The sequence below is a fragment of the Actinomadura sp. NPDC000600 genome, assembly GCF_040492135.1.
In the GTDB taxonomy this organism is placed as follows: Bacteria; Actinomycetota; Actinomycetes; order Streptosporangiales; family Streptosporangiaceae; genus Spirillospora.
This window is the reverse complement of sequence record NZ_JBEUPD010000040.1, coordinates 25,485-47,978: the sequence shown is the minus strand read 5'-3', so window position 1 is coordinate 47,978 and position 22,494 is coordinate 25,485. Positions and strand designations below refer to the sequence as shown.

Genomic DNA, 22,494 nt, shown 5'->3' with positions numbered 1-22,494 from the left:
TCCTCCGCGCCACGAAGTCGTCGCGCGGCTGACGAGACCCACGGCGCGCCCTACGGACAAGAGCCCGGTTCCGGGGGGCGCGTCGTGTCAGGGGAGGTACTGGGCTTGGCCGTGGCCGAAGGACCAGTCTGCGGGGGTGTTCTCGTGGATGACTATGAAGACGTTGTGGGGGGCCACGCCGGCGCGCTCGTGGGCTAGGGCACATACGCGCGCGTAGAGCTTCTTCTTCTGGTCGTCGGTACGGCCGGCGCGCATGGTGATGTCGATGTAGACGATGCCGTCGTCGCGGGGGATGTCCAGGTAGGTGCCGTGCCGGAGCGTGCTCGCGGCGCCGTCGTGGCTTGTCAGGATCTGAAAGCGGTCCTCGGCGGGAAACCCGATCGAGTCCATCAGGGCCTGATGTACCGCGTCCCCCAGGACCTCTAGCCGGTGCGGGTCCATACGGAGGGCATCGATGCGGACGAGCGGCATGGTCACGTGTCCCTTCGGGGATCGGGTCGTCATCGGAGTGTACATACTTGTAGGTACAAAGCCTGGCGGGCAAGGAACCGAAGTAGTTCGATCGGCAAGGGATAATGGGGCTATGCGATTGTCCGCCCGGGTCGACTACGCGTTGCGTGCCGCCGCCGAGCTGGCGGTCGCCGGGAGTCATCCGGTGACCGCGGTGCAGCTCGCGGAGGCCCAGCAGATTCCGCCCAAATTCCTGGAGAACATCCTCGGACAGCTGCGCCGGTCCGGGATCGTCCGGAGCCAGCGGGGACCCGAGGGCGGCTACTGGCTGGCGCGTCCGGCCGAGCGGATCTCGCTGGCCGACATCATCCGCGCCATCGACGGGCCGCTGCTCGGCGTGCGGGGCGAGCGGCCCGAGCACGTGGGGTACGAGGGGCCCGCGCACTCCCTGCAGGAGGTGTGGATCGCGCTGCGCGCCAGCGAGCGGGCGATCCTGGAGCAGGTCACGCTTGCGCACATCGCCGCCGGGGAGCTGCCGGAGCCCGTCCGGAAGCTGACCGAGGACCCCTCCGCCTGGGAAAGCCCCTCGCTGATCTGAGATGCCCGAAGGCGACGTCGTCTGGCTGACCGCCCGGCGCCTGCGCGAGGCGCTGAAGGGGCGGGTGCTGACGCGTTCGGACTTCCGCGTGCCGCGGTACGCGACGGCCGACCTGCGCGGGCGGACCGTGCTGGACGCGGTGTCGCGCGGCAAGCACATCCTGGTGCGGGTGGAGGGCGGGCTGACCGTCCACACGCACCTGATGATGGAGGGGCGCTGGCAGATCCGCCGGCCCGGGCCTCCTCCGCGCGACCATCGGGTGCGGCTCGTGCTGGCGAACGCCGAGTGGCAGGCGGTCGGGTCCTCGCTGGGGCTGGTCGAGTTGCTGCGCACGGACGAGGAGGACGCGGCGGTGGGGCACCTCGGGCCCGACCTCCTCGATCCGGACTGGGGGCCGCGGCTGGAGGCCGAGGCGGTCGCGCGGCTGGCGGAGGACCCGGACCGGGCGGTCGGCGAGGCGCTGCTCGACCAGACGAGGGTCGCCGGGATCGGCAATGTCTACAAGGCCGAGGTCCTGTTCCTGCGGGGCGTGAACCCGTGGACCGCCGTTGGGAACGTTCCCGACATCTCGGGCCTCGTGCAGCTCTCTCAGCGCCTTCTGGACGCCAACAAGGAGCGGCACGGCCACATCACGACCGGTGAGCTGGGACGCGGGCGGGAGCACTGGGTGTACGGGCGGGCGGGCCGTCCGTGCCGGCGGTGCGGCGCCCGGATCGAGCGGGCGGACCAGGGCCCTCCGGGCGCGGCGCGGGCGACGTTCTGGTGCCCGCGCTGCCAGCCGGTCGGCGCCCGCCCTGCCCCCTGAGAATCCAGGGCGGGTCGCCGCCTTTCCGGGTCGCCGGATCCTGCGCCCTCATGGAGATCGTCTGCCCGGGGACCACTCCAAGTCAATTCTCGGGTTTTCTTGGCGGCTCCCCAGGTCTAGCTTGGGGATTTGTGACCTTGGACGACCTTCGCGTGTTCGTGGCCGTCTGCGCGGCGGGCAACCTGAGCGCGGTGGCACGGGACCTGTCGTGCAGCCAGTCGGCCGTCAGCCAGCACGTCAAGCGGCTCGAACGCGAGACCGGGCTCGTGCTGCTGGAGCGCCGGCCGCGGGGCGTGGTGCCGACCCGCGCGGGGCGCATCCTGCACGCGGCCGCGGCCGAGGGGATCGCGGGGCTGGACGCCGCGCTGCGCCGGCTCGACGATCTGCGCCGCGGGGTCGGGGGCACGGTCCGCGTCGCGACCGGGGCCACGACCGTGCGGCACTTCATGGCGGCGGGGGTGGCGGCGTTCCGGGCGCGGCACCCCGACGCCGCGCTCCAGTTCGAGACCGCCGGGTCGAGCCGCCGCTGCCTGGAGGCGGTGCGGTCGCACACCGCCGATCTCGCGTGGGTCACGATCGGGCCGCCGCTGGAGGGCGTGGAGCAGCGGGCGTCGCGGGAGTTGCCGTGGGTGCTCGCCGTGCACGCCGGCGATCCGCTCGCCGAGCGGGCGTCCGTCGCGCTGGACGAACTCGCCGGGATCCGCTACATCGAACTGCCCGCGCATTCGACGTCCCGCGTCCACCTCGAAATGCACCTGGAACGTCACGGGGTGCGCCTCACGTCCACGACGAGCGTCGCCGACTGGGACACCGCGCTCCTGCTGGCCGAACTGGACCTCGGCCAGGCGATCCTGCCCGCGCTGCCCGGCTGGGGAGACGGCTCGGGCGACGTGCGGCTGGTGCCGATCCCCGACCTGCCGCCGCTCACCGCGGGATGGGCGGCACGCCGCTGGGACGCCCTGAGCCCGCTCGCCGTCGAGTTCGCCGAGACCGTCCTGGCGCACCTGCGCACGTGATCAGCGCGCGGTCACCCGGCCGTTCGCGACGGTCAGCCCCACCTGCGGCGCGCCCTCGGGGCAGTGCCGCCCGTTCGGGAACGTCGCCTTCGGCGTGACGTCGAGCCGCTCGTCGACGAACGTCCGCCCTTCCGCGTCGCGCAGCTTCAGCGTCACCCGCACGGGCGCCTTGGGCAGTCCCTCGATTCGGGCGAAGGCCCTCTTGCCCCCGTCAGGGGAGGCGGAGGCGCCGCAGACGGCGTCCGGCCCGTCGCCGTCGCAGCCGGTCGACACGGTCTTCGAGGTCGGGCCCAGCTCGATCCGGGGTTCCTGGCACGTCCCGTCCCAGCAAACCCGCAGGGACGCGGACGCGGCACGGGACCCGTCGGGGATGACCAGGCTCACCCCGGGATCGGTCCCGATCAGCGTGCAGAGCCGTCCCGCGCCGTCGCCTTCGGAGCCGCAGGCGGCCAGGGCGAGCAGAGCGGCGGCCAGCGGCACGGCTCGGGAGAGGGGGTGCATACCCCCATCATCACTGCATCGCGGGCAGAGCGCGGCCGAACGCGGAAAAGCCCCGGCCCCGTCGGGAGACGGCGGGGCCGGGGCTCATCGATCGGTCCGGCACGGGCACCGGGGCCGCGGCGCCTCGGGACCGATCGCGTCCGTCAGGTCTGCGCCTGGAACATCCAGTGCTGCTTCTCGAGCTCGGCGGTGATGCCGATGAGCAGGTCCTGGGTCACCTGGTCCGGCTCGTCGGTCGCCTTGATGCGCTCCCGGAACCGCGCGATGATCTGCGCAAGGATGTCGGTGATCGCGGCGACGACCTTGTCGTCGTCGAGGTAGCCGGCCTCCAGCTGCGGGAGCTGAGTGCGGTCGGCGACCGTGCGGACGCGGCCGTCGGGGTTCGCCCCGATCGCCACCGCTCGCTCGGCGACGTCGTCCTGGCCGCTGCGGGCCAGCGCGACGATCTCGTCGAGGTGCTCGTGGACGACCTTGAAATTGCGGCCGGTGAGGTTCCAGTGCGCCTGCTTGGCCACCAGAGAAAGATCGATCAAGTCGACGAGAGCGCCCTGCAAGGCGTCCCCGGCGGCCTTCAGGTCCGACTCGGTGAGCGGGCTCTTGACCGACGCCATGAACGGGCTCCTTCCGCATCGTTACGGTTTATCCGTTACAACACGGGAGAATCCCCGCGAATGCCGAGTTCATGCCGTGAGGCCGCGCACACCCGCGGCCCCGGCCAGGGGCATGAACGCGCCGTCTGCGGTCAGGCGGCGACCATGTCGGCGCGGAACTCGCCGGTGATCTCCTCCGGGGTCTCCGGAATGCTCTCGGCGGAGATCCGCTCGTGCTCCGGCGCACCCGCCATGACGGGCTCGTGCTGAAGCTCGGCGAGGGCGAGCTGATCCGCGACTTCCCTCAGCACGTGCGACAGCGGAACGCCCAGGGCCTTGCAGATAGAGGACAGCAACTCCGAAGAGGCCTCTTTCTGCCCCCGCTCGACCTCGGAGAGATAGCCGAGTGACACCCGCGCTGCCGCGGACACCTCACGGAGGGTGCGTCCCTGGCGCAGCCGCAGCTGCCGCAGTACGTCACCGAGCAGCTGGCGAAGCAGGACCATCGTCTCGCTCCCTCCCTCAGTTCGGACCATCTGCCGGTTCCACCGTACCCGCCCTGACGGCGGCGATGGCAGACCGTTGATTTCGTGTTCGCTCGGAACGTAACGCTGTAATCAGCCCCTATCTTCCCGATCTTCCTGAGCCTCTCCGCTCCCGGCCTCGACGTCAAGCCCCAGAAGGCGGCGTCTCAGCAGCTCAAGCGCGTGTACGACGGTCATCCGCCGGATCACCGCGCGGATCTCCGGCCCCGCGCCGGGCACCGGGAGTTTCGGGCCGACCACCGTCGGCGAGGCTCCAGGTCCGGCCAAACCGACATAGACCGTTCCCACGGGATGGCCGTCCTGCGGGTCGGGACCGGCCACGCCCGTCACCGCGAGCCCGTAGGTCGCGCCGAGCGCGTCGCGGACGCCGGCGGCCATCGCGGCGGCCACGTCCGGGTGGACGGCCCCGTGCTCGGCGAGCAGGTCGCCCGGCACGCCGAGGAGCCTCTCCTTCAGCCCGGTCGCGTAGGCGACCACGCCGCCCGCGTACGTCGCGGACGACCCGGGCGTCGCGGTCAGCTCTGCGCCGACGAGGCCGCCGGTCAGCGACTCCGCGGTGGCGACGGTCTCGCCCCGGTCCAGGAGCAGCCGGTGCACGACCAGCCCGAGCGACTCGTCCTCGACCCCGTAGACCGACGGGCCGAGCAGCTCCCGGACGCGCGACTCCACGCCCGCCAGCCGCCCGGCCGCGTCCTCGCCGGACACGGTGATGCGGATCTTCACCTCGGCGGGATCGGGCAGGTAGGCGAGCTTCACGCCGTCCATCGCCTCCACCTCGGCGAGGCGGGTCGCGGCGACCGACTCCCACAGCCGGGCGGTGCGCAGCGTGCGGCGCGCCACCGCGGGCAGCCCGGCGATCTCCGCGAGCTCCGGCAGCACGATCTCGTCCATGATCGTGCGCATCTCGAACGGGACGCCCGGCAGGGCGTAGACGACCCCGCCGGGCAGCTCGACGCGCAGGCCGGGCGCCGAACCGGCGGAGTTGGTCAGCGGCCGGGCGCCCTCGGGGACGTCGGTCATGCGCAGCGCCATCGGCTGCAGCTCGCGGCCGGCCCGCGCCACCCGCTCGCGCAGCCGCCGCTCCAGCTCCGGGTCGCGGACGAGGGCGACGCCGGCCGCCTTGGCGAGCGCGTCGCGCGTCACGTCGTCGTAGGTGGGGCCGAGCCCGCCGGTGGTGATGACGGCGTCGGCCCGGTCGAGCGCCGACTCCACCGCCGCGACGATCACGTCCAGCTCGTCGCCGACGACCACGCTGCGGGTGACCTCGACGCCGTGGTCGGCGAGCCGGCGGCCGAGCCACGCGGCGTTGCCGTTGATGGTGTCGCCGAGGAGCAGCTCGTCCCCGACGGTGAGCAGTTCGACCCGCATCGCGTCCCCATCCGTCCCCGTTGCGCAGGCGCCCCGAATCCCAGGCGCCCCCGAATCTACCGGCGGGCACCGACGACGGGCCCGGCGGACCGCCGGTTCACCGTAAGAATCGGCCGAATGAGGACGACACCGGCCCCGGCCGCTTCGCACGGTCCAACCCGCATAACGCTTTTCCGTCGTCGAGAATTGGGACGGCCGCGTTTTCTGTCCGCCGCGCGCGGGCCTCGGAACACCGCGCGCGGCACGGGCCCCGCGCGGAACGCGCATCGTCGCCGCACGTCGCCGCTCCGGCAGCCGACAAGCGAGAGAAGCGCAGGTCACATTGTGAGTCAAAACTCATTCGGTGGATTCGTGCGGGCGGACGCCGGCAGGGATAATCGAATACCGCGGCACCCCTTGGAGCGGGGCCGCGGGGCCACGACCGGGGTGGGCGTGGTCCCGCGGCCCACCTAGGCCCGCGACAGGCGGCGCAGCACGGCACCGCAGCGGCGGGCGTAGGCGCGCTGGAACAGCCTTCCGAACGGGCCCGCCAGCTTCGCCGCCGCCGTCGCCGGACGGCTGAACGCGGTGACCGTCAGCCACACGTCGCCCTCGTCGTCCAAGTGCACGACGAACGACTCCTCCCCCGACTCCGGGTGGCCGGGGAGCGTGCCGTACGCCCATCCGGCGTAGCGCTCCTCCTCGCGCGTCCACACGATGCGGCAGGGCGCCTTCAGGCGCAGCGGCCCGACGCCCAGCCCGATCACGACGCTGACGCCCGGCGCGGCACGCGGCGCCGACGCCTCCACCCGGACCGGGAGCGCGCGGTGCATCCAGAACTCCATGACCGCGTCCGCGGCGTTCCGGAACGCCGCGGGCCCCTGCCCGACGAGCATGCGCTGCCGCATGTGCCGGTACCCGGCCGGGCGCTCCGCATCGCGCGTCGCGCCGACCTCGGCGTAGGTGAAGTCGTCCCCGGTCATGCCCTCCGGCCTCCAAACTGACGAATCCGCGTCAAGTATGGCCCGTGCCCCTGGCCACCGGGTCGAACCGGTCCGTAACGTCCGTCGCATGAACGCCATCGTCGCCGGGCTGAACGTCTTCCCGATCAAGAGCGCGGGGGCCGTCCCGGTCGCCGAGGCCGAACTGACCCCGGACGGGCTGCGCCACGACCGGGAGTTCATGCTCGTCCGCCCGAACGGGCGGCACCTGTCGCAGCGAGAGGCCCCGGAACTGGCGCTGCTGCACCCCGCCTTCGACGGTGTGAAGCTCAGCGTCCACACCCCGCTCGCGCCGTCGCCCCTGGTGTGCGAGGCGGTGGACGGCCCCGCCCTCGACGTGACCGTGCACCGCCGCCCGTGCCAGGGGATGGACCAGGGCGACGACGCGGCCGGCTGGTTCTCCGAGATCCTCGGACTCCCCTGCCGCCTCGTCCGCTTCACCGGGACCCGTCCCACCCTCCTCGGCGGCGGCACCCTGACGTACGCCGACGGCTACCCCGTCTCGGTGCTGTCGGCCGAGTCGCTCGACGACCTGAACCGGCGGGCGGACGCCCGGTTCTCCATGGCGCGCTTCCGTCCCAACATCGTCCTGCGCGGCCTCGGCCCCTACGGCGAGGACGCCGTCACCCGGCTGCGCGGCGACCGGGTGGAGATCGAACTCGTCCGGCCGTGCGGCCGCTGCGTCATCGTCAACACCGACCAGGAGACCGCGCGCCGGTCCCCCGAGCCGCTGCGGGCCCTCGCCCGCTACCGGACCGAGCGCTTCGCCGGCGTCCGCGAGATCATGTTCGGCCGGCTCGGCATCCCGCGCGCGCTCGGCGCCCTCCATGTGGACGACGAACTGAGCGCGACTTCTGAGCCGGCCGCGTCCTGAAGGCTCAGGAGGCGTCGGCGGACGGACGGCGCATGCGCCAGGCCTGGACGACGTAGTCGACGCCGGTGACGACCGTGACGACGAGGGCCGCGCCCATCGTGGCCCAGCGGACGTAGTCGAGCGGGCCCGGCAGGATGTAGAAGCCGATGGCGATGACCTGGAGCATCGTCTTCAGCTTGCCGCCCTTGCTCGCCGGGATCACGCCGCGGCGGATCACGACGAACCGCATCAGCGTGATGCCGATCTCGCGGACCATGATGGCGGCGGTCACCCACCACCACAGCTCGCCCATCACCGACAGGCTGACCAGCGCCGCGCCGGTGAGCGCCTTGTCCGCGATCGGGTCGGCGATCTTGCCGAAGTCGGTGACGAGGCCGCGCGCCCGGGCGATGTCACCGTCGATCTTGTCGGTGATCGAGGCGACCGCGAACACGGCGAAGGCGGCGAGCCGCATGGCGGTGCCGTCCAGGAAGAACAGCCAGACGAAGAGCGGCACCAGCGCGATCCTGAGGAGCGTCAGGGCGTTGGCGATGTTCCAGACGCCGGCCGGCGGCGGGTCCTGCGCGCCCGCGACCGGATCCGGGGTGCCGGCGATCATGACACGTCCGCGATGAGGTCCACCCCGTCGCTGCCCACGACCCGGGCCTCCACGATGTCGCCGAGCGCGAGCCCCTCGCCGCGGACGAGGACCGTCCCGTCCACGTCCGGCGCCTGGTGCTCGGCGCGGCCCTCGAAGCCGCCCTCCTGCTCGGCCTTGTCCTCCAGCAGGACGCGGATCCGGCCGCCGACGCGGTCCTCCGCGCGCTGCGCGGTCAGCTCCTCGGCGAGGCCGGACAACTCCTCGACGCGGGCGGCGACGTCGGCGGGATCGAGCTTGCCGTCCAGGTTCGCGGCCTCCGTGCCCTCCTCGTCGGAGTAGCCGAACACGCCGACGGCGTCGAGCCGGGCCGCCGACAGGAACTCCACCAGCTCCTCGAAGTCGTCCTCGGTCTCGCCGGGGAACCCGACGATGAAGTTGGAGCGCACGCCCGCCTCCGGCGCCAGCGCGCGGATCTGGTCCAGCAGCCCGAGGAACCGCTCCCGGTCGCCGAACCGGCGCATCGAGCGCAGCACCGGGCCGCTCGCGTGCTGGAACGACATGTCGAAGTACGGGGCGACGCCGGGCGTGCCGCAGATCGCCTCGATGAGTCCGGGGCGCGTCTCGGCGGGCTGCAGGTAGCTGACCCGGACCCGCTCGATGCCGTCGACGGCGGCGAGGGCGGGCAGCAGCTTCTCCAGGGCCCGCAGGTCGCCGAGGTCCTTGCCGTAGGACGTGGAGTTCTCGCTGACGAGGACCACCTCGCGGACCCCGTGGCCGGCGAGCCAGCGCGCCTCCTCCAGCACCTCCGCGGGCGGGCGCGAGACGTACGCGCCGCGGAACGCGGGGATCGCGCAGAACGTGCAGCGCCGGTCGCAGCCGGACGCCAGCTTCAGCGGCGCGACCGGGCCGCCGCCGAGGCGCCGCCGCAGCACCCGCGGACCGGACGCCGGGGCCACGCCGTCCGGCAGGTCGTCCTGGCCGCCGTGCCCCGGGACGGCGACCCGGGCGCCGTGCCGCTCGACCGGGCTGATCGGCAGGAGGGTGCGGCGGTCGCGCGGGGTGTGCGCGTCGCGCCGGCGTCCCGCCATGACGTCGTCGAGGCGCTCGCCGATCGCGGTGTAGTCGTCGAAGCCGATCACCGCGTCGGCCTCGGGCAGCGCCTCGGCCAGCTCGCTGCCGTACCGCTCGGCCATGCACCCGGCCGCGACGACCTTGGCGCCGGAGTCGTGCGCGGCCAGCAGCGTGTCGATCGAGTCCTTCTTGGCGGCCTCGATGAACCCGCAGGTGTTGACGACCACGACGTCCGCGCCGTCCGCGCCGTCCGCCAGGTCCCAGCCCGCGTCCTCGATGCGCGCGGCGAGCTCCTCGGAATCGACCTCGTTGCGGGCACAGCCGAGCGTGATGAGTGAGACCTTGCGGCGAGTGGACATGCCCCTAAGGTAATGGGCGCCCGCGCCGGAGCGGACCATCGGCCCGCGGCATCGGCGTGGGAAGTCGTCCCGCCCGACGCGCCCGCCCCGGAGCCCCCGGGGCCGGATCAGGCGGACTCGGGGTCGTTGCGGTCGAAGGTCAGCCGCTGGACGCCCTTGCCCTTGCCGGGCGATCCGAGGTCCTTGCCATTGACGGTCAGGTTGACGCTGCCGCCGATGCCGACCACCAGCCGGACCTTCTTCTTGGCGGTGAAGTCCTTCTGGTCGCCCTGGCGGAGCATCCCGCTGAACAGCGTCTTGCCCTTGTCGCCCTGGACGTTCAGCCACGTGGTCCGCTTCGCCTCGACCCGCACCTCGACCTTGGTGCGCGGCGCCTCGGCGACCGGGGAGCTGCTCGTCGGCGGCGCGGTCGGGGCGGCGGACGGGGTGCGCGGCGCGGGCGTCCCGGCGACCTGCCGCGCGGTGCGCCGCTCGCCGCCACCGTGCCCGACCACCTGCACGATGCCGTAGATCACCACGAGCGCGAGGGCGAGCGCCATGGCGGCGCTCCAGTTCGGCGACCGGCGCTCGCGGAACGCGACCGGCTGCTCCGGCTCGAACGCCGACACCGCCGAGACCGGCTGCGGGGCGCCGCCGTGCGCGGCGTCGAACTCGGCGACGAGCGGTTCCGGATCGATGCCGATCACGCGCGAGATGCTGCGGATGTGGCCGCGGGCGTAGAAGTTGCCCCCGCATGCGGAGAAGTCGTCGGCCTCCATGCTGCGGACGACCGTCTCGCGTATCCGCGTCTGGAGGCTCACCTGTGTCACCGAGAGACCGGCCCGCTGACGCTCCTCCGCCAAGGTCTCACCGATGCTCACGCCGGGCCTCCTCTGAGGAGCTCGTGGCCGATCACGCACGACTGTGAAACCAGTCTAGGAACGGGCGTGCCCGTTCGGCGACAGCCAACACGTTCGAAACAGGGCAAGATTTCGCATCATTCCGCAATGCCCCGGCAGCGCGCGCTCAGCCGCCGCCGCGCAGTTCCGCGAGCACCCCGGGGAGATCATCCGGCTTGGCCAGCACGTCCCGCGCCTTGGAGCCCTCGCTGGGTCCGACGATGTCGCGGCTCTCCATGAGGTCCATCAGCCGCCCGGCCTTGGCGAACCCGACGCGCAGCTTGCGCTGCAGCATCGACGTCGACCCGAACTGGGTGGACACGACCAGCTCGATGGCCTGGACGAGCAGGTCCATGTCGTCGCCGATCTCCTCGTCGATCTCCTTCTTCGGCGCGCCGGCCGCGGCGACGTCCTCCCGGTAGCTCGCCTCCATCTGCCCCTTGCAGTGGTCGACGACGCCGTGGATCTCCTTCTCCGACACGTAGGCGTTCTGGATGCGCATGGGCTTGCTCGCGCCCATCGGCAGGAACAGCGCGTCGCCCTGCCCGACGAGCTTCTCCGCGCCCGGCTGGTCGAGGATGACGCGGCTGTCGGACAGCGACGAGGTCGCGAACGCCAGCCGCGACGGCACGTTGGCCTTGATGAGCCCGGTGACGACGTCGACCGACGGGCGCTGCGTCGCCAGGACGAGGTGGATCCCGGCGGCGCGGGCCAGCTGGGTGATGCGGACGACCGAGTCCTCCACGTCGCGCGGCGCGACCATCATCAGGTCGGCCAGCTCGTCCACGATCACCAGCATGTACGGGTACGGGGTGTAGACGCGCTCGCTGCCGGGCGGCGCGGTGAGCTTGCCCGCCTTCACCGCCTTGTTGAAGTCGTCGATGTGCCGGTACCCCGACGCGGCCAGGTCGTCGTAGCGGCGGTCCATCTCCCCGACGACCCAGTCCAGGGCCTCGGCGGCCTTCTTGGGGTTGGTGATGATCGGGGTGATCAGGTGCGGGATGCCCTGGTACATCGTCAGCTCGACCCGCTTGGGGTCGACCAGGATCATCCGCACCTCGTCGGGGGTGGCGCGCATCAGGATCGAGGTGATCAGGCCGTTGATGCACGTCGACTTGCCGGCCCCGGTGGCGCCCGCGATCAGGATGTGCGGCATCTTCGCCAGGTTCGCCACGACCGTGCGGCCCTCGACGTCCTTGCCGAGCCCGACGATCATCGGATGGTGCTCGTTGGTCGCGGCGGGCGAGCGCAGCACGTCGCCGAGGCTGACGATGTCCTTGTCGGTGTTGGGGATCTCCACGCCGATCGCGGACTTGCCGGGGATCGGGGAGATGATGCGCACGTCGGCGCTCTTCACCGCGTAGGCGATGTTCTTGGTCAGCGCGGTGACCTTCTCGACCTTCACCGCCGGGCCGAGCTCGATCTCGTACCGGGTGATCGTCGGGCCGCGGGTGAACCCGGTGACCTGCGCGTCGATGTCGAACTGCTCCAGCACGCCGGTGAGCGCGTTCACCACCGTGTCGTTGGCCTTCGTGCGCGGCTTGGACACGCTGCCGGGCCGCAGCGCCGACGGGTCGGGCAGCACGTAGATCTCGCCGGACGACGACAGCGGCAGCTGCTCGGTCCGGCGCGGGGCGGGCGTCGGGTCGCGGACCTCGGGATGGTCGGCCTCGGTCGCCGGATCGGCGGACACGGGGTCGGCGGCCATCGGATCGTCGACCATGGACGCGCCGGCGACGTGCTCGTCCATCGGCTCGTCGTCGGGGGCCGGGGCAGGGGGCGGGACCTGCCCGCCGAACGGGTCGGGCTCGAACAGCTCGTCGGCGAGGTCGCGGCGGGGCCGGTCGGCCTTCTTCGGCGCGTCCTCCAGCAGCGGCGTGTCGTACGGCCGTGAGTGCTCGCCGACCTCCAGCTCGTCGCCGTCCTCGGACTTGCTCTTGCGGCGCCGCTTCTTCGGCGCGCTCTCGCCCTCGGCCTCCTCGGCGGCGGGGCGTTCGGGACGGTTCTGCAGCGTCGCCATCGCCCACAGGTCGGCGACCCGCTCGGGGACCTTCGCGATCGGCGTCGCGGTGACGACCAGCAGCCCGAACCCGGACAGGAGCAGCAGCAGCGGGACGGCCACCCATCCGCTCAGCGCCGCGTCCAGCGGGGCCGACACCAGCCAGCCGACCACGCCGCCGGACCCGCGCACGCCGTCCATGTCCTTCGCGGGGGACGGGACGCCCGCGGCGATGTGCAGGATGCCCAGGACGCCGACGCCGAGCGCGGTGATGCCGATGACGACGCGGCCGGTGTCCTCGTGGTGCTCGGGGTGGCGCAGCGTCCGCCACGCCAGCAGCGCCAGCAGCACGGGCAGCGCCATCGCCAGGATGCCGAGCCCGCCGCGCGCGACCTTCTCCAGCGCGATGGTGACGACGCCGTCGGGCCGGAACCAGGTCACGGAGGCCAGCACGATGGACGAGCCGAGCAGCGCGAGGCCGAGGCCGTCGCGGCGGTGCTCGGGGTCGAGGTTGCGGGCGCCGTTCCCGTACGCGCGGAACACCGATCCGACCGTCACCGCGGCGAGCAGGTACAGCCTGAACAGGAGCTTGAAGAACCCGAGCACCGCCTGCGAGAACGGGTCGGGCTTCTGGGGAGGGCGCCCGCGGCCGGAGCCGCGGCCCCCCCTGGAGCCGCCGCTCCCCTTGGGGTTGCCGCTCGGTCGCTTCCGGGGGGACGAACCTGCGGGCTTGCGAGCCGCCGTGCCCCCCGCACGCGAGGAGGCTTTCGCGCCTCCAGACGCACGTGTGGCCATGGTTATGAGAGTAACCAAGGACCCTCCCGGTTCCCGGGATGGCGGGCGGGCGTGTCGAGCGGACGGCCGCGGTCGCCGGCCCCGGTCGGGGACCGGTCCGCGGCCGTCCGGACGGCGGCGCCGCTAGACCTCGACGACCACCGGGATGATCATCGGGCGGCGGCGGTAGTTCTCGCTCACCCACTTGCCGACGGTGCGCCGGATCAGCTGGTTGAGCTGGTGCACGTCGTTCACGCCGTCGCCGGCCGCGTCCCGCAGCACGTCCTCGATCCGCGCGATGACCTCGTCGAAGTCCTCGTTGACGATGCCGGCGCCGCGGGCGTGCACCTCGGGCCCGGCGACGAGCTTGCCGGAACTGGAGTCGACGCCGATGACGATGGAGACGAACCCCTCCTCGCCGAGGATGCGCCGGTCCTTCAGGGAGGTCTCGGTGACCTCGCCGACCGACAGGCCGTCCACGTACACGTACCCGGCGGGGACCGCACCGACGATCTTGGCCTGGCCGTCGACGAGGTCGACGACGACGCCGTCCTCGGCGATGACGATGCCCTCGTCCGGCACGCCGGTGAGCGCGGCGAGCTTGGCGTGGGCGCGCAGGTGCCGCCACTCGCCGTGGATCGGCATGAAGTTCGCCGGCTTCGTCATGTTGAGCACGTACAGCAGCTCGCCCGCCGAGGCGTGCCCGGACACGTGCACGAGCGCGTTGCCCTTGTGGACGATGCGGGCGCCCCACCGGGTGAGGCCGTTGATGACGCGGTTGACCGCGTTCTCGTTGCCCGGGATCAGCGACGACGCCAGCATCACGGTGTCGCGCTCGGTGATGCGGATCGAGTGGTCGCGGTTGGCCATCCGCGACAGCGCCGACATCGGCTCGCCCTGCGACCCGGTGCACACCAGCACGAGCCGGTCGCCGGGGATGTCGTCGATCACCTTCTGCTCGACCATGATGTCCTCGGGGACGTTCAGGTACCCGAGTTCGCGCGCGACGCCCATGTTGCGGACCATGGACCGCCCGACGAAGCAGACCTTGCGGCCGTTGGCGACGGCCGCGTCCAGGACCTGCTGGACGCGGTGGATGTGCGAGGCGAAGCAGGCGACGATGAGCCGCCCCTGCGCGGTGCGGAACACCTCGTCCACGACCGGCCCGATGTTGCGCTCGCTGGTGACGAAGCCGGGCACCTCGGCGTTCGTCGAGTCCGACATCAGCAGGTCGATGCCCTCGGCGCCGAGCCGGGCGAACCCGGGCAGGTCGGTGAGCCGGCCGTCCAGCGGGAGCTGGTCCATCTTGAAGTCGCCGGTGTGCAGGACGAGCCCGGCGGGCGTGCGCACGGCGACGGCGAGGGCGTCCGGGATGGAGTGGTTGACGGCGAGGAACTCGCAGTCGAACGGCCCGAACGAGCGGCGCTCCCCCTCCGCGACCACGTCGGTCACGGGTTTGATGCGGTGCTCGGTGAGCTTGGCCTCCAGCAGCGCCAGCGACAGCCGCGAGCCGACCAGCGGGATGTCGCGGCGCTCGCGCAGCAGGTACGGGACGGCGCCGATGTGGTCCTCGTGGCCGTGCGTGACGACGACGGCCTCGATGTCGTCGAGCCGGTCCCTGATGTACTCGAAGTCGGGCAGTATCAGGTCGACGCCGGGCTGCTCGGTCTCGGGGAAGAGCACGCCGCAGTCGACGATGAGCAGGCGGCCGCCGTACTCGAACACCGTCATGTTGCGGCCGATCTCCCCGAGCCCGCCCAGCGCGACGATCCGCAGGCCCCCCTTGGGCGGTGCGGGCGGTTCCGAGAGATCCGGGTGAGGATGGCTCACCGGGCGACCTCCGGGATGACGACCTCCGGCACTTTGACTCCCCCTATCGTGAGGTCTTCTCGCAGGCGCGCCGCGAACTCCGGCGAGGCCTCCACCAGCGGCGCGCGGAGCGGGCCGCCTCCGGGGAGGCCGAGCAGGTTCAGCGCTGCCTTGACGGCGATGGCGCCCTGCGTACGGGTCATGATGGCGGCGACCACGGGCAGCAGCCGCCGGTGGATCTCCAGCGCCCGGCCGTGCTCGCCGGCCAGATAGGCGTCGATCATCTCATGGAGCTCGGTCCCGACCACGTGGCCGACCACGCTGACGAACCCCGCCGCCCCGACCGACAGCCACGGCAGGTTGAGGTTGTCGTCACCGGAGTACCAGACGAGGTCGGTCTCGGCCATCACCCTGGAGGCGCCGAACAGGTCGCCCTTGGCGTCCTTGACGGCGACGATCCGCGGGTGCTCGGCGAGCTGCACGAGCGTGTCGTTCTGGATCGGCACCCCGGCGCGCCCCGGGATGTCGTACAGCATGTTGGGCAGCCCCGTCGCGTCGGCCACCGCCGTGAAGTGGCGGACGAGGCCCTCCTGCGGGGGCTTGTTGTAGTACGGCGTGACCACGAGCAGGCCGTGCGCGCCCGCCGCCTCGGCCTGCCGCGCGAGTTTCAGGCTGTGCTCGGTGTGGTTGGTCCCGGCACCGGCGACGATCACCGCGCGGTCGCCGACCGCCTCGATGACCGCGCGAAGGAGCGTGCTCTTCTCTTCGTCGCTCGTCGTGGGCGACTCGCCCGTCGTCCCGTTGACGACGAGGCCGTCATGGCGCCGCTCATCGACCAGGTGGGTCGCGAGGCGCGCGGCGCCGTCGTAGTCGACGCCGCCGTCGGGCAGGAACGGGGTGACCATGGCGGTCAGCATCCGTCCGAACGGAGCGCCAGTGGATGTGCTGGGTGCCATGCAACGAACGGTACCGTTCCGGCCCATCCACTTGGACCCGCAGGTCGAAGCAGAACGAGCGAAAACGGAAGGAAGCCGCCGCCACACGCTCGGGGGTACGCGTGGCGGCGGCTCCCACAACGCACATCGTGGCACGCAAAAGCCGCGTTACGGGGTCAGTCCGGCCACGTCCCGGACTCGGTTGGATAACGTGACCCATCGGTCATCTCATGGAGTCGGACACGCAGCTCCTCGACGTCGGAGGTGCGCACGAGGTCGTTCCCCCGGACCGCCCACCATTGGCCGGACCCGCCCCTGCCGATCCGCCAGTCGGCGAACTCGGCCGCCAGTTCGCCGATCCGGTCGGCGTCGTACCGCGCGGACTGCTGAGTGCCCATCGGCCGTCTCCACTTCCTTTGGCATCCGCCAGTCGAAGCTTGACCTTCCGCACCCTCCACTACCCCCGTGGATGTACGGATATCCACCCCTTTTTACCTGGGGATACCGGCGTTTCGGAACGTGACGGCGCGGGTTTCTCAGCCGCCAAAACTTCCTGTCGCCCGGGGTAGCCAGGTTGCGCGGTAACGTGACCATTCGGACGGGTTCGTGGTCCAGTCGGCGTACACGCCCACCCCGTACGGGCGCCTGGGCGGCCGCTCCAGGTCGTCGATCCCCCGCCGGACGCCGCGCAGCGCGACGGACAGGTCCTCCGCCCACTCCGCGAGGGGCCGGTAGGTGGGGACGCCCATGAAGACCGTGGTCCGGTCGCCGATGAGCTCCAGCGTCCTGCGGGTGTGCCGGGCGAAGTGCCACCCGGCGAGGGCGCGCGTCGGCAGCGCCACGTCGTAGGTCATGATCGCGACCTGGTCGGCGCGGTCGGCGACGGCGCGCAGGAAGTCCTCCGTCGGACGCGGCGGATAGTGGATCTTCCCCGTGCGCGGGATGAGGGCCTTGTAGACGGGCTGGACGGCGTCCAGGAGAGTCGGCTGCTCCAGCGCCACCGACAGCAGCCTCCCCTTCGCCCGGGTCAGCTCGCGGGTGGCGTCCATGAGCGCGAGGAAGGCGCGGTCGTCGGGGTAGATCGGCTCGAAGTCGTAGTGGATGCCGTCGAACCCGAGGTCGAGGAGGGTCGCGTCCGTCCTGACCACCTGGGCGCGCACGGCGGGGTCGTCCAGGTCGATGACGCCCTTGCCGTCCACCATCCGGATCTGCCCCAGGTACGCCTGCGCGCGGACGCCCGGCGCGTACTTTCGCATGGCGGCGATGAGTTGCCGCGCGTAGCGGTACTTGCTCTCCGGCACGGTGCCGTCCGCCTCGAACGGCCCCGTATGAAAGAAGACGTCGGTGATGCGGTTCTCCGCCAGGAGCTTTCCGAGCGCCTGGTACTCGGCGTCGCTGTGGGGCTCCCCCACCCACTGGTGCCGCGCCCACAGGGCGTTGGCCTCGGTGCCGCGCGCCAGGGGCTCGGGCTGCCACCACACCCAGGCCCCGGCGAGCACGAGCGCGGCCAGGCCGAGCACGTAGGCCGCCGCCCACCCCAGAATCCGTCCGACCCGCCCCAAAACCCGCATCGCGCAATCATGGCGGATGAGCCGGGCGCGAGCGCGCCGCCGTCCCAGCGGCGCCCCAGCCGCGCCCCACGGTCCGGCCATAAAATGATCATGGTTGGGACGTGTTCGCGCGCCGCGCGCGGCAGCGGTTGACAACGGGGGAACCTTGTATTCACGAGGCGGCTCGTGGTGTCGGCCCGTTGGTCACGATGGGGAGCCGCTCGGCCCTTACCGTCCACGCGGATGGAGGTCAACCGGCATGCGAGTCCCACCGAGGCAGGGCGAGCCCCGCCCCCTGATCAGTACGCGGGCCCTCGTGATCGTCCTCGCGGCGGTCGGCGCCGCCGCGCTCGCCGCCGCCGCCCCGGATCTGGCGATCCCGATCGGGGTGGGCGTGGCGGTCGTCACGCTCCTGGCCCAGATCGTCAAGGACTGACCTCACCCGTGCCGGGCGTGCCCGGCGGGCATGCCGACCGCGCGCTCCTGCGCGAGATCGGGCAGGGTGCGCCGGATCCGGGCGCGCTGGGTGAGGGCCACGCAGACCAGCACGGCCACGGCCGCCAGCGCGGTCGTGGCGTCGATCCGCTCGCCGAGGAGCACACCCGACCAGAGCAGCGTGAGCATGGGCTGGGTGAGCTGGATCTGGCTGGCGCGGGCGATCCCTGCCCGCGCCAGGCCCTCGTACCAGGCGAAGAAGCCCAGGTAGGCGGAGAAGACGGACACGTAGCCGAAGCCGAGCACGGCGTGGGCCGTCCAGCCGGGACGGGTCGTGGCGAGCAGCCACCCGGTGACCGGGACGGTGACGGGGACCGCCAGCACGAGCGCCCAGGAGATGACGCGCCAGCCCGGCATGTCGCGGGCCAGGCGCGCGCCTTCCGCGTAGCCGGCGGCGCAGGTGAGGAGGGCGGTGAACAGCAGCAGGTCGGCGGGCGTGACGCGGCCCGCCCCGCGGACCAGGGCGAAGCCGGTGACGCAGGCCGCGCCGGCCGCGCTCGCCAGCCAGAAGACGCGGGACGGGCGCTCTCCCGCGCGCAGGACCCCGAGCACGGCGGTGGCGGCGGGCAGCAGCCCGACGACGACGGCCGAGTGGGCGGCGGAGGCGCCGTGGTCCAGCGCGAGGGTGGAGAACAGCGGGAACCCGAAGACCACTCCGGCGGCGACGACCGCCAGGCTCGCCCACTGCCCGCGGCGCGGCGGGCGCGCCCGGACCGATAGCAGTGCGATGACGGCGAGGACGCCCGCGGCGGCGGAACGGCCGATGCCGATGACGTACGGGTCGAGCCCTTCGAGCCCGAGGACCGTGGTCGGAATGGTGAATGAGAAGGTCAGGACGCCAAGGGCAGCGAGCCCCAGCCCAGCCCCCGAAGTTCCGGCCGCTATCGCCCGGGGGGCAGTAGCGCTATCTTGTGTCCTCATGAAAGACGATAGCAGCGTGGCGGCGCTGGCCGGCAGGCTGCGCGCGGAGCTCCTCCGGATGAGCCCCGGGGAGCGCCTCCCGTCGAGCCGGGCGCTGGTCGACCGGCACCGCGTCAGCCCGGTCACGGTGTCGCGGGCGCTCGGCCTCCTGGCCGCCGAGGGCCTCGTCGTGACGCGGCCGGGCAGCGGGGCGTTCGCCGCACCGCGGCCCGAGGCCGCCTGTGAACCGCCCGACCACGACTGGCAGGCGGTGACGCTCGGAGACCGGTCGGTGGACGCGTCGGGGGTGTCGTGGCTGCTCACCCCGGCGCCGGACGGCACGGCCGCGCTCAGCGGCGGCTACCTGCATCCGACGCTCCAGCCGGTGCGGGCGCTCGCCACGGCGGCGGCGCGGGCGGCCCGCCGGCCGGACGCGTGGGAGATGCCGCGGCTCGGCGGCGTGCCGGAACTGTGCGCCTGGTTCGCCCGCACGGTCGGCGGCGGCGTCTCCCCCGCCGACGTGCTGATCACGAGCGGCGGCCAGCAGTCGCTGACGACCGTGCTGCGCGCGCTGCTCCCGCCGGGCGCCCCGCTGCTGGTCGAGTCGCCCACGTACCTCGGCGTCCTCGCGGTTGCGCGGGCGAGCGGGCTGCATCCGGTGCCCGTGCCGGTGGACGCGGACGGCGTCCGTCCCGACCTGCTCGCCGAGGCGTTCGCGATGAGCGGGGCACGCGCCTTCTACACCCAGCCCGCCTTCCACAACCCGACCGGCACGGTGCTGGCCGCCGAGCGGCGCGAGCGGGTCCTCGCCGCGGCGCGCACGGCGGGCGCGTTCGTGGTGGAGGACGACTTCGCGCGGTACCTCGGCATCGACGCGCCGCCGCCCCCGCCGCCGCTGATCGCGCAGGACGCCGACGGCCGGGTCGTCCACATCGCCTCGCTCACCAAGGCGACCGCGCCCAGCCTGCGGGTGGCCGCGGTGATCGCCCGGGGCCCGGTCGCCGAGCGGATCCGCGCGACACAACTCGTCGAGGAGTTCTTCCCCGCCAGGCCGCTGCAGGAGACGCTGCTCGAACTGGTCAGCTCGCCGGGCTGGCCGCGGCACCTGCGCACCGTCCGGGCCGCCCTGCGGTCGCGCCGGGACGCCCTCCTCACCGCGTTCGCCCGCGACCTGCCGGAACTGCGGGCGAACCGCCCGGCGGGCGGGCTGCACCTGTGGGCCCGGCTGCCGGACGGCGTGGACGACACCGCACTGGCCGAGGCCGCGCTGCGCGCCGGCGTCCTGGTCAGCGCGGGCCGGCCGTTCTTCCCCGCCGAGGCGCCCGCTCCCCACCTGCGGATCAGCTACGGCACGGCGGCCTCTGAGGCGGAACTGGCCGAGGGCGTGCGCCGCCTAGCCGCCGTCCTGCACTCCTGAACCGCCCCGGCCGTGCCGCGTCGGCCCCTACGGGCGGGTGTCGGTCAGGAGGCGGTGCAGAAGCAGAACTCGTTGCCCTCGGGGTCGCGCCAGACCTGGAACGGGTTCGCGGGGTTCCCCATGGGCCCGGCGGCCGGGGTCGCACCGAGGCTCGCGGCCCGCTCGCCGGCGAGGCGGATGTCCGGGACGTCGAGGTCCAGGTGGAGCCGGTTCTTGGTCTTCTTGCCCTCGGGGACGCGCTGGAACGACAGGATCGGCCCGCCGGTCCCGAGCGGCTCCAGGTCGAGCCAGTCGCCGCTCGCCGCCGTCGTCTTCATGCCGAGGAGGCCGCCCCAGAAGGCGGCCATGGCGTCCAGGTCGACGCAGTCGATGACGAGGTTGCCCACCTTCGGGATCATCGCGCGCCTCCCGCCGTAGGCGCGGAGTGCGCCGCGGCGCGGGCGCAGTACGGGCCGGGCGGCGTGCGGCGCGCCCGGTGCAGCCCGCCGACCATGCCGAGGACCCGGGCCCGCCGCCGCGCGGCGCGCTCCTCCGCCCGGGCGCGGGCGACGAGCCGCGCCTCGACGATGTCGGCGTGCAGGCGGGCGTACTCGCGGTCGGCCCAGGCATGGCGCATCGCGAGCACCCCGAAGTACGGCAGCTCGTTCATGTCGTCCCCTCGTTCGTTGACACCATCTAAACCGTAATGCCGGTGTCCCGGTCCGCGCAACCAGTAAAAGCTTTATGCCGGTGTCGCCACTTGGTAGAGTTCTCCGTGGACGAGCGGGAGGACGCAATGGCCGGCACTCACACGGGCGACGAGCCCGCGGCGCCGCCGAGCGACCCCGCGGCGCTGCTGATCGACTTCGTCAACACCCTCGACGTCGAATCCGCCGCCGACGACATCGCGACGCCCGCCGGGCTCGCCGGATGGCTGGCCGGGCGCGGGCTCGTCCCCGGCGGCACCGTCGCCGCCGAGGCCGACCTCGGCACCGCCGTCGCCCTTCGTGAGGGCCTGCGCGAGGCCATGGCCGCCCACCACGGGACGCAGGACGCCGACCTTCCGGACGAACTCGAGGACGCCCTCGCCGCCCTGCCACTGCGCGTCGTCCTCACCGGCCCGCGTCCCGCGCTCGTCCCGATCGACCCGCCCGGCACCGCCGCCGGCGGGCTCGCCCGGATCGCCGCCGCGATCATGGACTCGGTCGCGGCCGGGACCTGGCCGCGGCTGAAGACCTGCCAGGTCGACGACTGCCGCTGGGCGTTCCTCGACACCTCCAAGAACCGCTCGCGCACCTGGTGCTCGATGAAGGTCTGCGGCAACCGCGCCAAGACCCGCGCCTACCGGGCACGGCGGCGCGCTCCCGGGTAGCCGGCGCTCGCTAGGGTGGACCGCGAGCCCGGCGGAGGGCGCGGATCCCGGCGAGAGGACGTGGGACGGCATGGCGGATGTGGGGGTGCGGCCCGCGCGGCGCGCGGACGCGGCCGCCGTCGCCGCCGTCCAGGTGCGGGCGTGGCGGCACGGGTACGGCGACCTGCTTCCGGCGGACGTCCTGAGCCAGGTGACCAGCGACGCCGCTCTGGAGCGGTGGCGGGAGAAGTGGGCCGAGGCGGCGACGGCGCCGCCGAGCCCCCGGCACCGGCTGCTGGTCGCGGTGGCGTCCGACCTGGTCGTTGGGTTCGCCGCGCACGGCCCTGCCGAGGACGCCGACCTCGACCCCGCAGGCGCCGCCGAGCTGATCACCCTGCTGGTCGACCCGCCGCACACCCGCGCCGGGCACGGCAGCCGGCTGCTCGCCGCCACCGTGGACCTGCTCCGCGAGGACGGCTTCGACACCCTCGTCTCCTGGGTGTTCGAAGGCGACGAGGCCACCCGGACGTTCCTCGGCTCGGCCGGGTGGGCCCCCGACGGGACGGCCCGCACGCTCGACATGGGCGAGCCCGTCCGGCAGATCCGGCTGCACACCGACATCAGCACCGCGCCGGACGAGGCGGGCTCCTAGCGAGGGGCCGGTGAGACG

The 22,494-nt window shown here is 72.9% G+C and carries 25 protein-coding genes; 8 read left to right on the top strand and 17 right to left on the bottom strand.

The genetic code is table 11. From position 1 onward, the window contains the following. Positions 1-87: 87 nt before the first annotated feature. Entirely contained in the window at positions 88-504 is a 417-nt protein-coding gene (locus ABWI07_RS37220) for a tautomerase family protein (protein WP_353821421.1), read from the bottom strand. Between the two features lie 79 nt (positions 505-583). Between ABWI07_RS37220 and ABWI07_RS37215 the strand changes: the two genes are divergently transcribed. The 3 genes from ABWI07_RS37215 to ABWI07_RS37205 all read left to right on the top strand — a co-directional run bounded on the left by ABWI07_RS37215 (position 584) and on the right by ABWI07_RS37205 (position 2,869). Beyond that, entirely contained in the window at positions 584-1,048 is a 465-nt protein-coding gene (locus ABWI07_RS37215; RefSeq protein ID WP_149257668.1) for an RrF2 family transcriptional regulator, read from the top strand. A 1-nt stretch (position 1,049) separates the two neighbouring features. Further along, positions 1,050-1,853 (top strand): DNA-formamidopyrimidine glycosylase family protein, encoded by an 804-nt coding sequence (locus ABWI07_RS37210; RefSeq protein WP_353821420.1) that lies wholly within the window; start codon positions 1,050-1,052, stop codon positions 1,851-1,853. A gap of 131 nt (positions 1,854-1,984) precedes the next feature. Continuing rightward, the gene (locus ABWI07_RS37205) at positions 1,985-2,869 is read left to right on the top strand and encodes a LysR family transcriptional regulator (RefSeq protein ID WP_149257670.1); all 885 of its coding nucleotides are present in this window, start codon (positions 1,985-1,987) and stop codon (positions 2,867-2,869) included. Here the strand turns inward: ABWI07_RS37205 and ABWI07_RS37200 are convergent, their stop codons facing one another. From ABWI07_RS37200 to ABWI07_RS37180, 5 genes are all read right to left on the bottom strand, one after another. After that, positions 2,870-3,370 (bottom strand): hypothetical protein, encoded by a 501-nt coding sequence (locus ABWI07_RS37200; protein WP_353821419.1) that lies wholly within the window; start codon positions 3,368-3,370, stop codon positions 2,870-2,872. A gap of 143 nt (positions 3,371-3,513) precedes the next feature. Beyond that, positions 3,514-3,981, bottom strand: coding sequence for a Dps family protein (locus tag ABWI07_RS37195; protein WP_149257672.1), 468 nt, complete (start codon positions 3,979-3,981; stop codon positions 3,514-3,516). A gap of 131 nt (positions 3,982-4,112) precedes the next feature. Continuing rightward, positions 4,113-4,466: a helix-turn-helix domain-containing protein gene (locus tag ABWI07_RS37190; protein ID WP_141577403.1), complete on the bottom strand. Its 354-nt coding sequence runs from the start codon at positions 4,464-4,466 to the stop codon at positions 4,113-4,115. A gap of 111 nt (positions 4,467-4,577) precedes the next feature. After that, positions 4,578-5,873, bottom strand: coding sequence for a CinA family nicotinamide mononucleotide deamidase-related protein (locus ABWI07_RS37185; protein ID WP_353821418.1), 1,296 nt, complete (start codon positions 5,871-5,873; stop codon positions 4,578-4,580). 449 nt (positions 5,874-6,322) lie between these two features. Next, positions 6,323-6,835, bottom strand: coding sequence for a DUF1990 domain-containing protein (locus ABWI07_RS37180; RefSeq protein WP_353821417.1), 513 nt, complete (start codon positions 6,833-6,835; stop codon positions 6,323-6,325). An 88-nt stretch (positions 6,836-6,923) separates the two neighbouring features. Here ABWI07_RS37180 and ABWI07_RS37175 point away from each other — a divergent pair, with 88 nt between their 5' ends. Further along, complete coding sequence (locus ABWI07_RS37175; protein WP_353821416.1) at positions 6,924-7,727, top strand: MOSC domain-containing protein; 804 nt, start codon at positions 6,924-6,926, stop codon at positions 7,725-7,727. 4 nt (positions 7,728-7,731) lie between these two features. Here ABWI07_RS37175 and pgsA read toward each other — a convergent pair whose 3' ends face one another. From pgsA to ABWI07_RS37135, 8 genes are all read right to left on the bottom strand, one after another. Continuing rightward, the gene (gene pgsA / locus ABWI07_RS37170) at positions 7,732-8,325 is read right to left on the bottom strand and encodes a CDP-diacylglycerol--glycerol-3-phosphate 3-phosphatidyltransferase (RefSeq protein WP_149257676.1); all 594 of its coding nucleotides are present in this window, start codon (positions 8,323-8,325) and stop codon (positions 7,732-7,734) included. Further along, positions 8,322-9,737 (bottom strand): 30S ribosomal protein S12 methylthiotransferase RimO, encoded by a 1,416-nt coding sequence (rimO, locus tag ABWI07_RS37165; protein WP_149257677.1) that lies wholly within the window; start codon positions 9,735-9,737, stop codon positions 8,322-8,324. The genes pgsA and rimO overlap by 4 nt, the downstream gene beginning before the upstream one ends. A 107-nt stretch (positions 9,738-9,844) precedes the next feature. After that, positions 9,845-10,597 carry a helix-turn-helix domain-containing protein gene (locus tag ABWI07_RS37160; RefSeq protein ID WP_149257678.1) on the bottom strand — a complete coding sequence of 251 codons (753 nt, stop codon included), beginning with the start codon at positions 10,595-10,597 and terminating at the stop codon, positions 9,845-9,847. Between the two features lie 145 nt (positions 10,598-10,742). Continuing rightward, complete coding sequence (locus tag ABWI07_RS37155) at positions 10,743-13,409, bottom strand: DNA translocase FtsK (protein ID WP_149257679.1); 2,667 nt, start codon at positions 13,407-13,409, stop codon at positions 10,743-10,745. A gap of 123 nt (positions 13,410-13,532) precedes the next feature. Beyond that, on the bottom strand, positions 13,533-15,218 hold the full coding sequence (locus tag ABWI07_RS37150) for a ribonuclease J (RefSeq protein WP_149257680.1): 1,686 nt from the start codon (positions 15,216-15,218) through the stop codon (positions 13,533-13,535). Further along, the gene (dapA, locus tag ABWI07_RS37145; protein WP_149257681.1) at positions 15,215-16,153 is read right to left on the bottom strand and encodes a 4-hydroxy-tetrahydrodipicolinate synthase; all 939 of its coding nucleotides are present in this window, start codon (positions 16,151-16,153) and stop codon (positions 15,215-15,217) included. The genes ABWI07_RS37150 and dapA overlap by 4 nt, the downstream gene beginning before the upstream one ends. Positions 16,154-16,308: 155 nt before the next feature. Next, positions 16,309-16,530, bottom strand: a complete 222-nt coding sequence (locus tag ABWI07_RS37140; RefSeq protein ID WP_149257682.1) for a hypothetical protein — start codon at positions 16,528-16,530, stop codon at positions 16,309-16,311. A gap of 138 nt (positions 16,531-16,668) precedes the next feature. Next, the gene (locus ABWI07_RS37135) at positions 16,669-17,703 is read right to left on the bottom strand and encodes a glycoside hydrolase family 18 protein (protein WP_235036589.1); all 1,035 of its coding nucleotides are present in this window, start codon (positions 17,701-17,703) and stop codon (positions 16,669-16,671) included. Between the two features lie 238 nt (positions 17,704-17,941). On the opposite strand from ABWI07_RS37135, the gene ABWI07_RS37130 reads away from it, so the two are divergent. Then, a complete protein-coding gene (locus ABWI07_RS37130; RefSeq protein ID WP_160160852.1) occupies positions 17,942-18,118 on the top strand; it encodes a hypothetical protein in 177 nt (58 codons plus the stop codon). Between the two features lie 2 nt (positions 18,119-18,120). On the opposite strand, the gene ABWI07_RS37125 is transcribed toward ABWI07_RS37130, so the two are convergent. Further along, positions 18,121-19,098: a DMT family transporter gene (locus ABWI07_RS37125; protein WP_353821415.1), complete on the bottom strand. Its 978-nt coding sequence runs from the start codon at positions 19,096-19,098 to the stop codon at positions 18,121-18,123. Between ABWI07_RS37125 and ABWI07_RS37120 the strand changes: the two genes are divergently transcribed. After that, a complete protein-coding gene (locus ABWI07_RS37120; protein ID WP_353821414.1) occupies positions 19,097-20,494 on the top strand; it encodes an aminotransferase-like domain-containing protein in 1,398 nt (465 codons plus the stop codon). The genes ABWI07_RS37125 and ABWI07_RS37120 overlap by 2 nt on opposite strands. Positions 20,495-20,538: 44 nt before the next feature. Here the strand turns inward: ABWI07_RS37120 and ABWI07_RS37115 are convergent, their stop codons facing one another. After that, positions 20,539-20,892 (bottom strand): VOC family protein, encoded by a 354-nt coding sequence (locus tag ABWI07_RS37115; protein WP_353821413.1) that lies wholly within the window; start codon positions 20,890-20,892, stop codon positions 20,539-20,541. Beyond that, entirely contained in the window at positions 20,889-21,143 is a 255-nt protein-coding gene (locus tag ABWI07_RS37110) for a hypothetical protein (protein WP_353821412.1), read from the bottom strand. The genes ABWI07_RS37115 and ABWI07_RS37110 overlap by 4 nt, the downstream gene beginning before the upstream one ends. 126 nt (positions 21,144-21,269) lie before the next feature. Between ABWI07_RS37110 and ABWI07_RS37105 the strand changes: the two genes are divergently transcribed. Continuing rightward, a complete protein-coding gene (locus ABWI07_RS37105) occupies positions 21,270-21,845 on the top strand; it encodes a CGNR zinc finger domain-containing protein (RefSeq protein WP_353821411.1) in 576 nt (191 codons plus the stop codon). Positions 21,846-21,915: 70 nt separating this feature from the next. Next, a complete protein-coding gene (locus ABWI07_RS37100; RefSeq protein ID WP_149257687.1) occupies positions 21,916-22,476 on the top strand; it encodes a GNAT family N-acetyltransferase in 561 nt (186 codons plus the stop codon). Positions 22,477-22,494 lie beyond the last annotated feature (18 nt).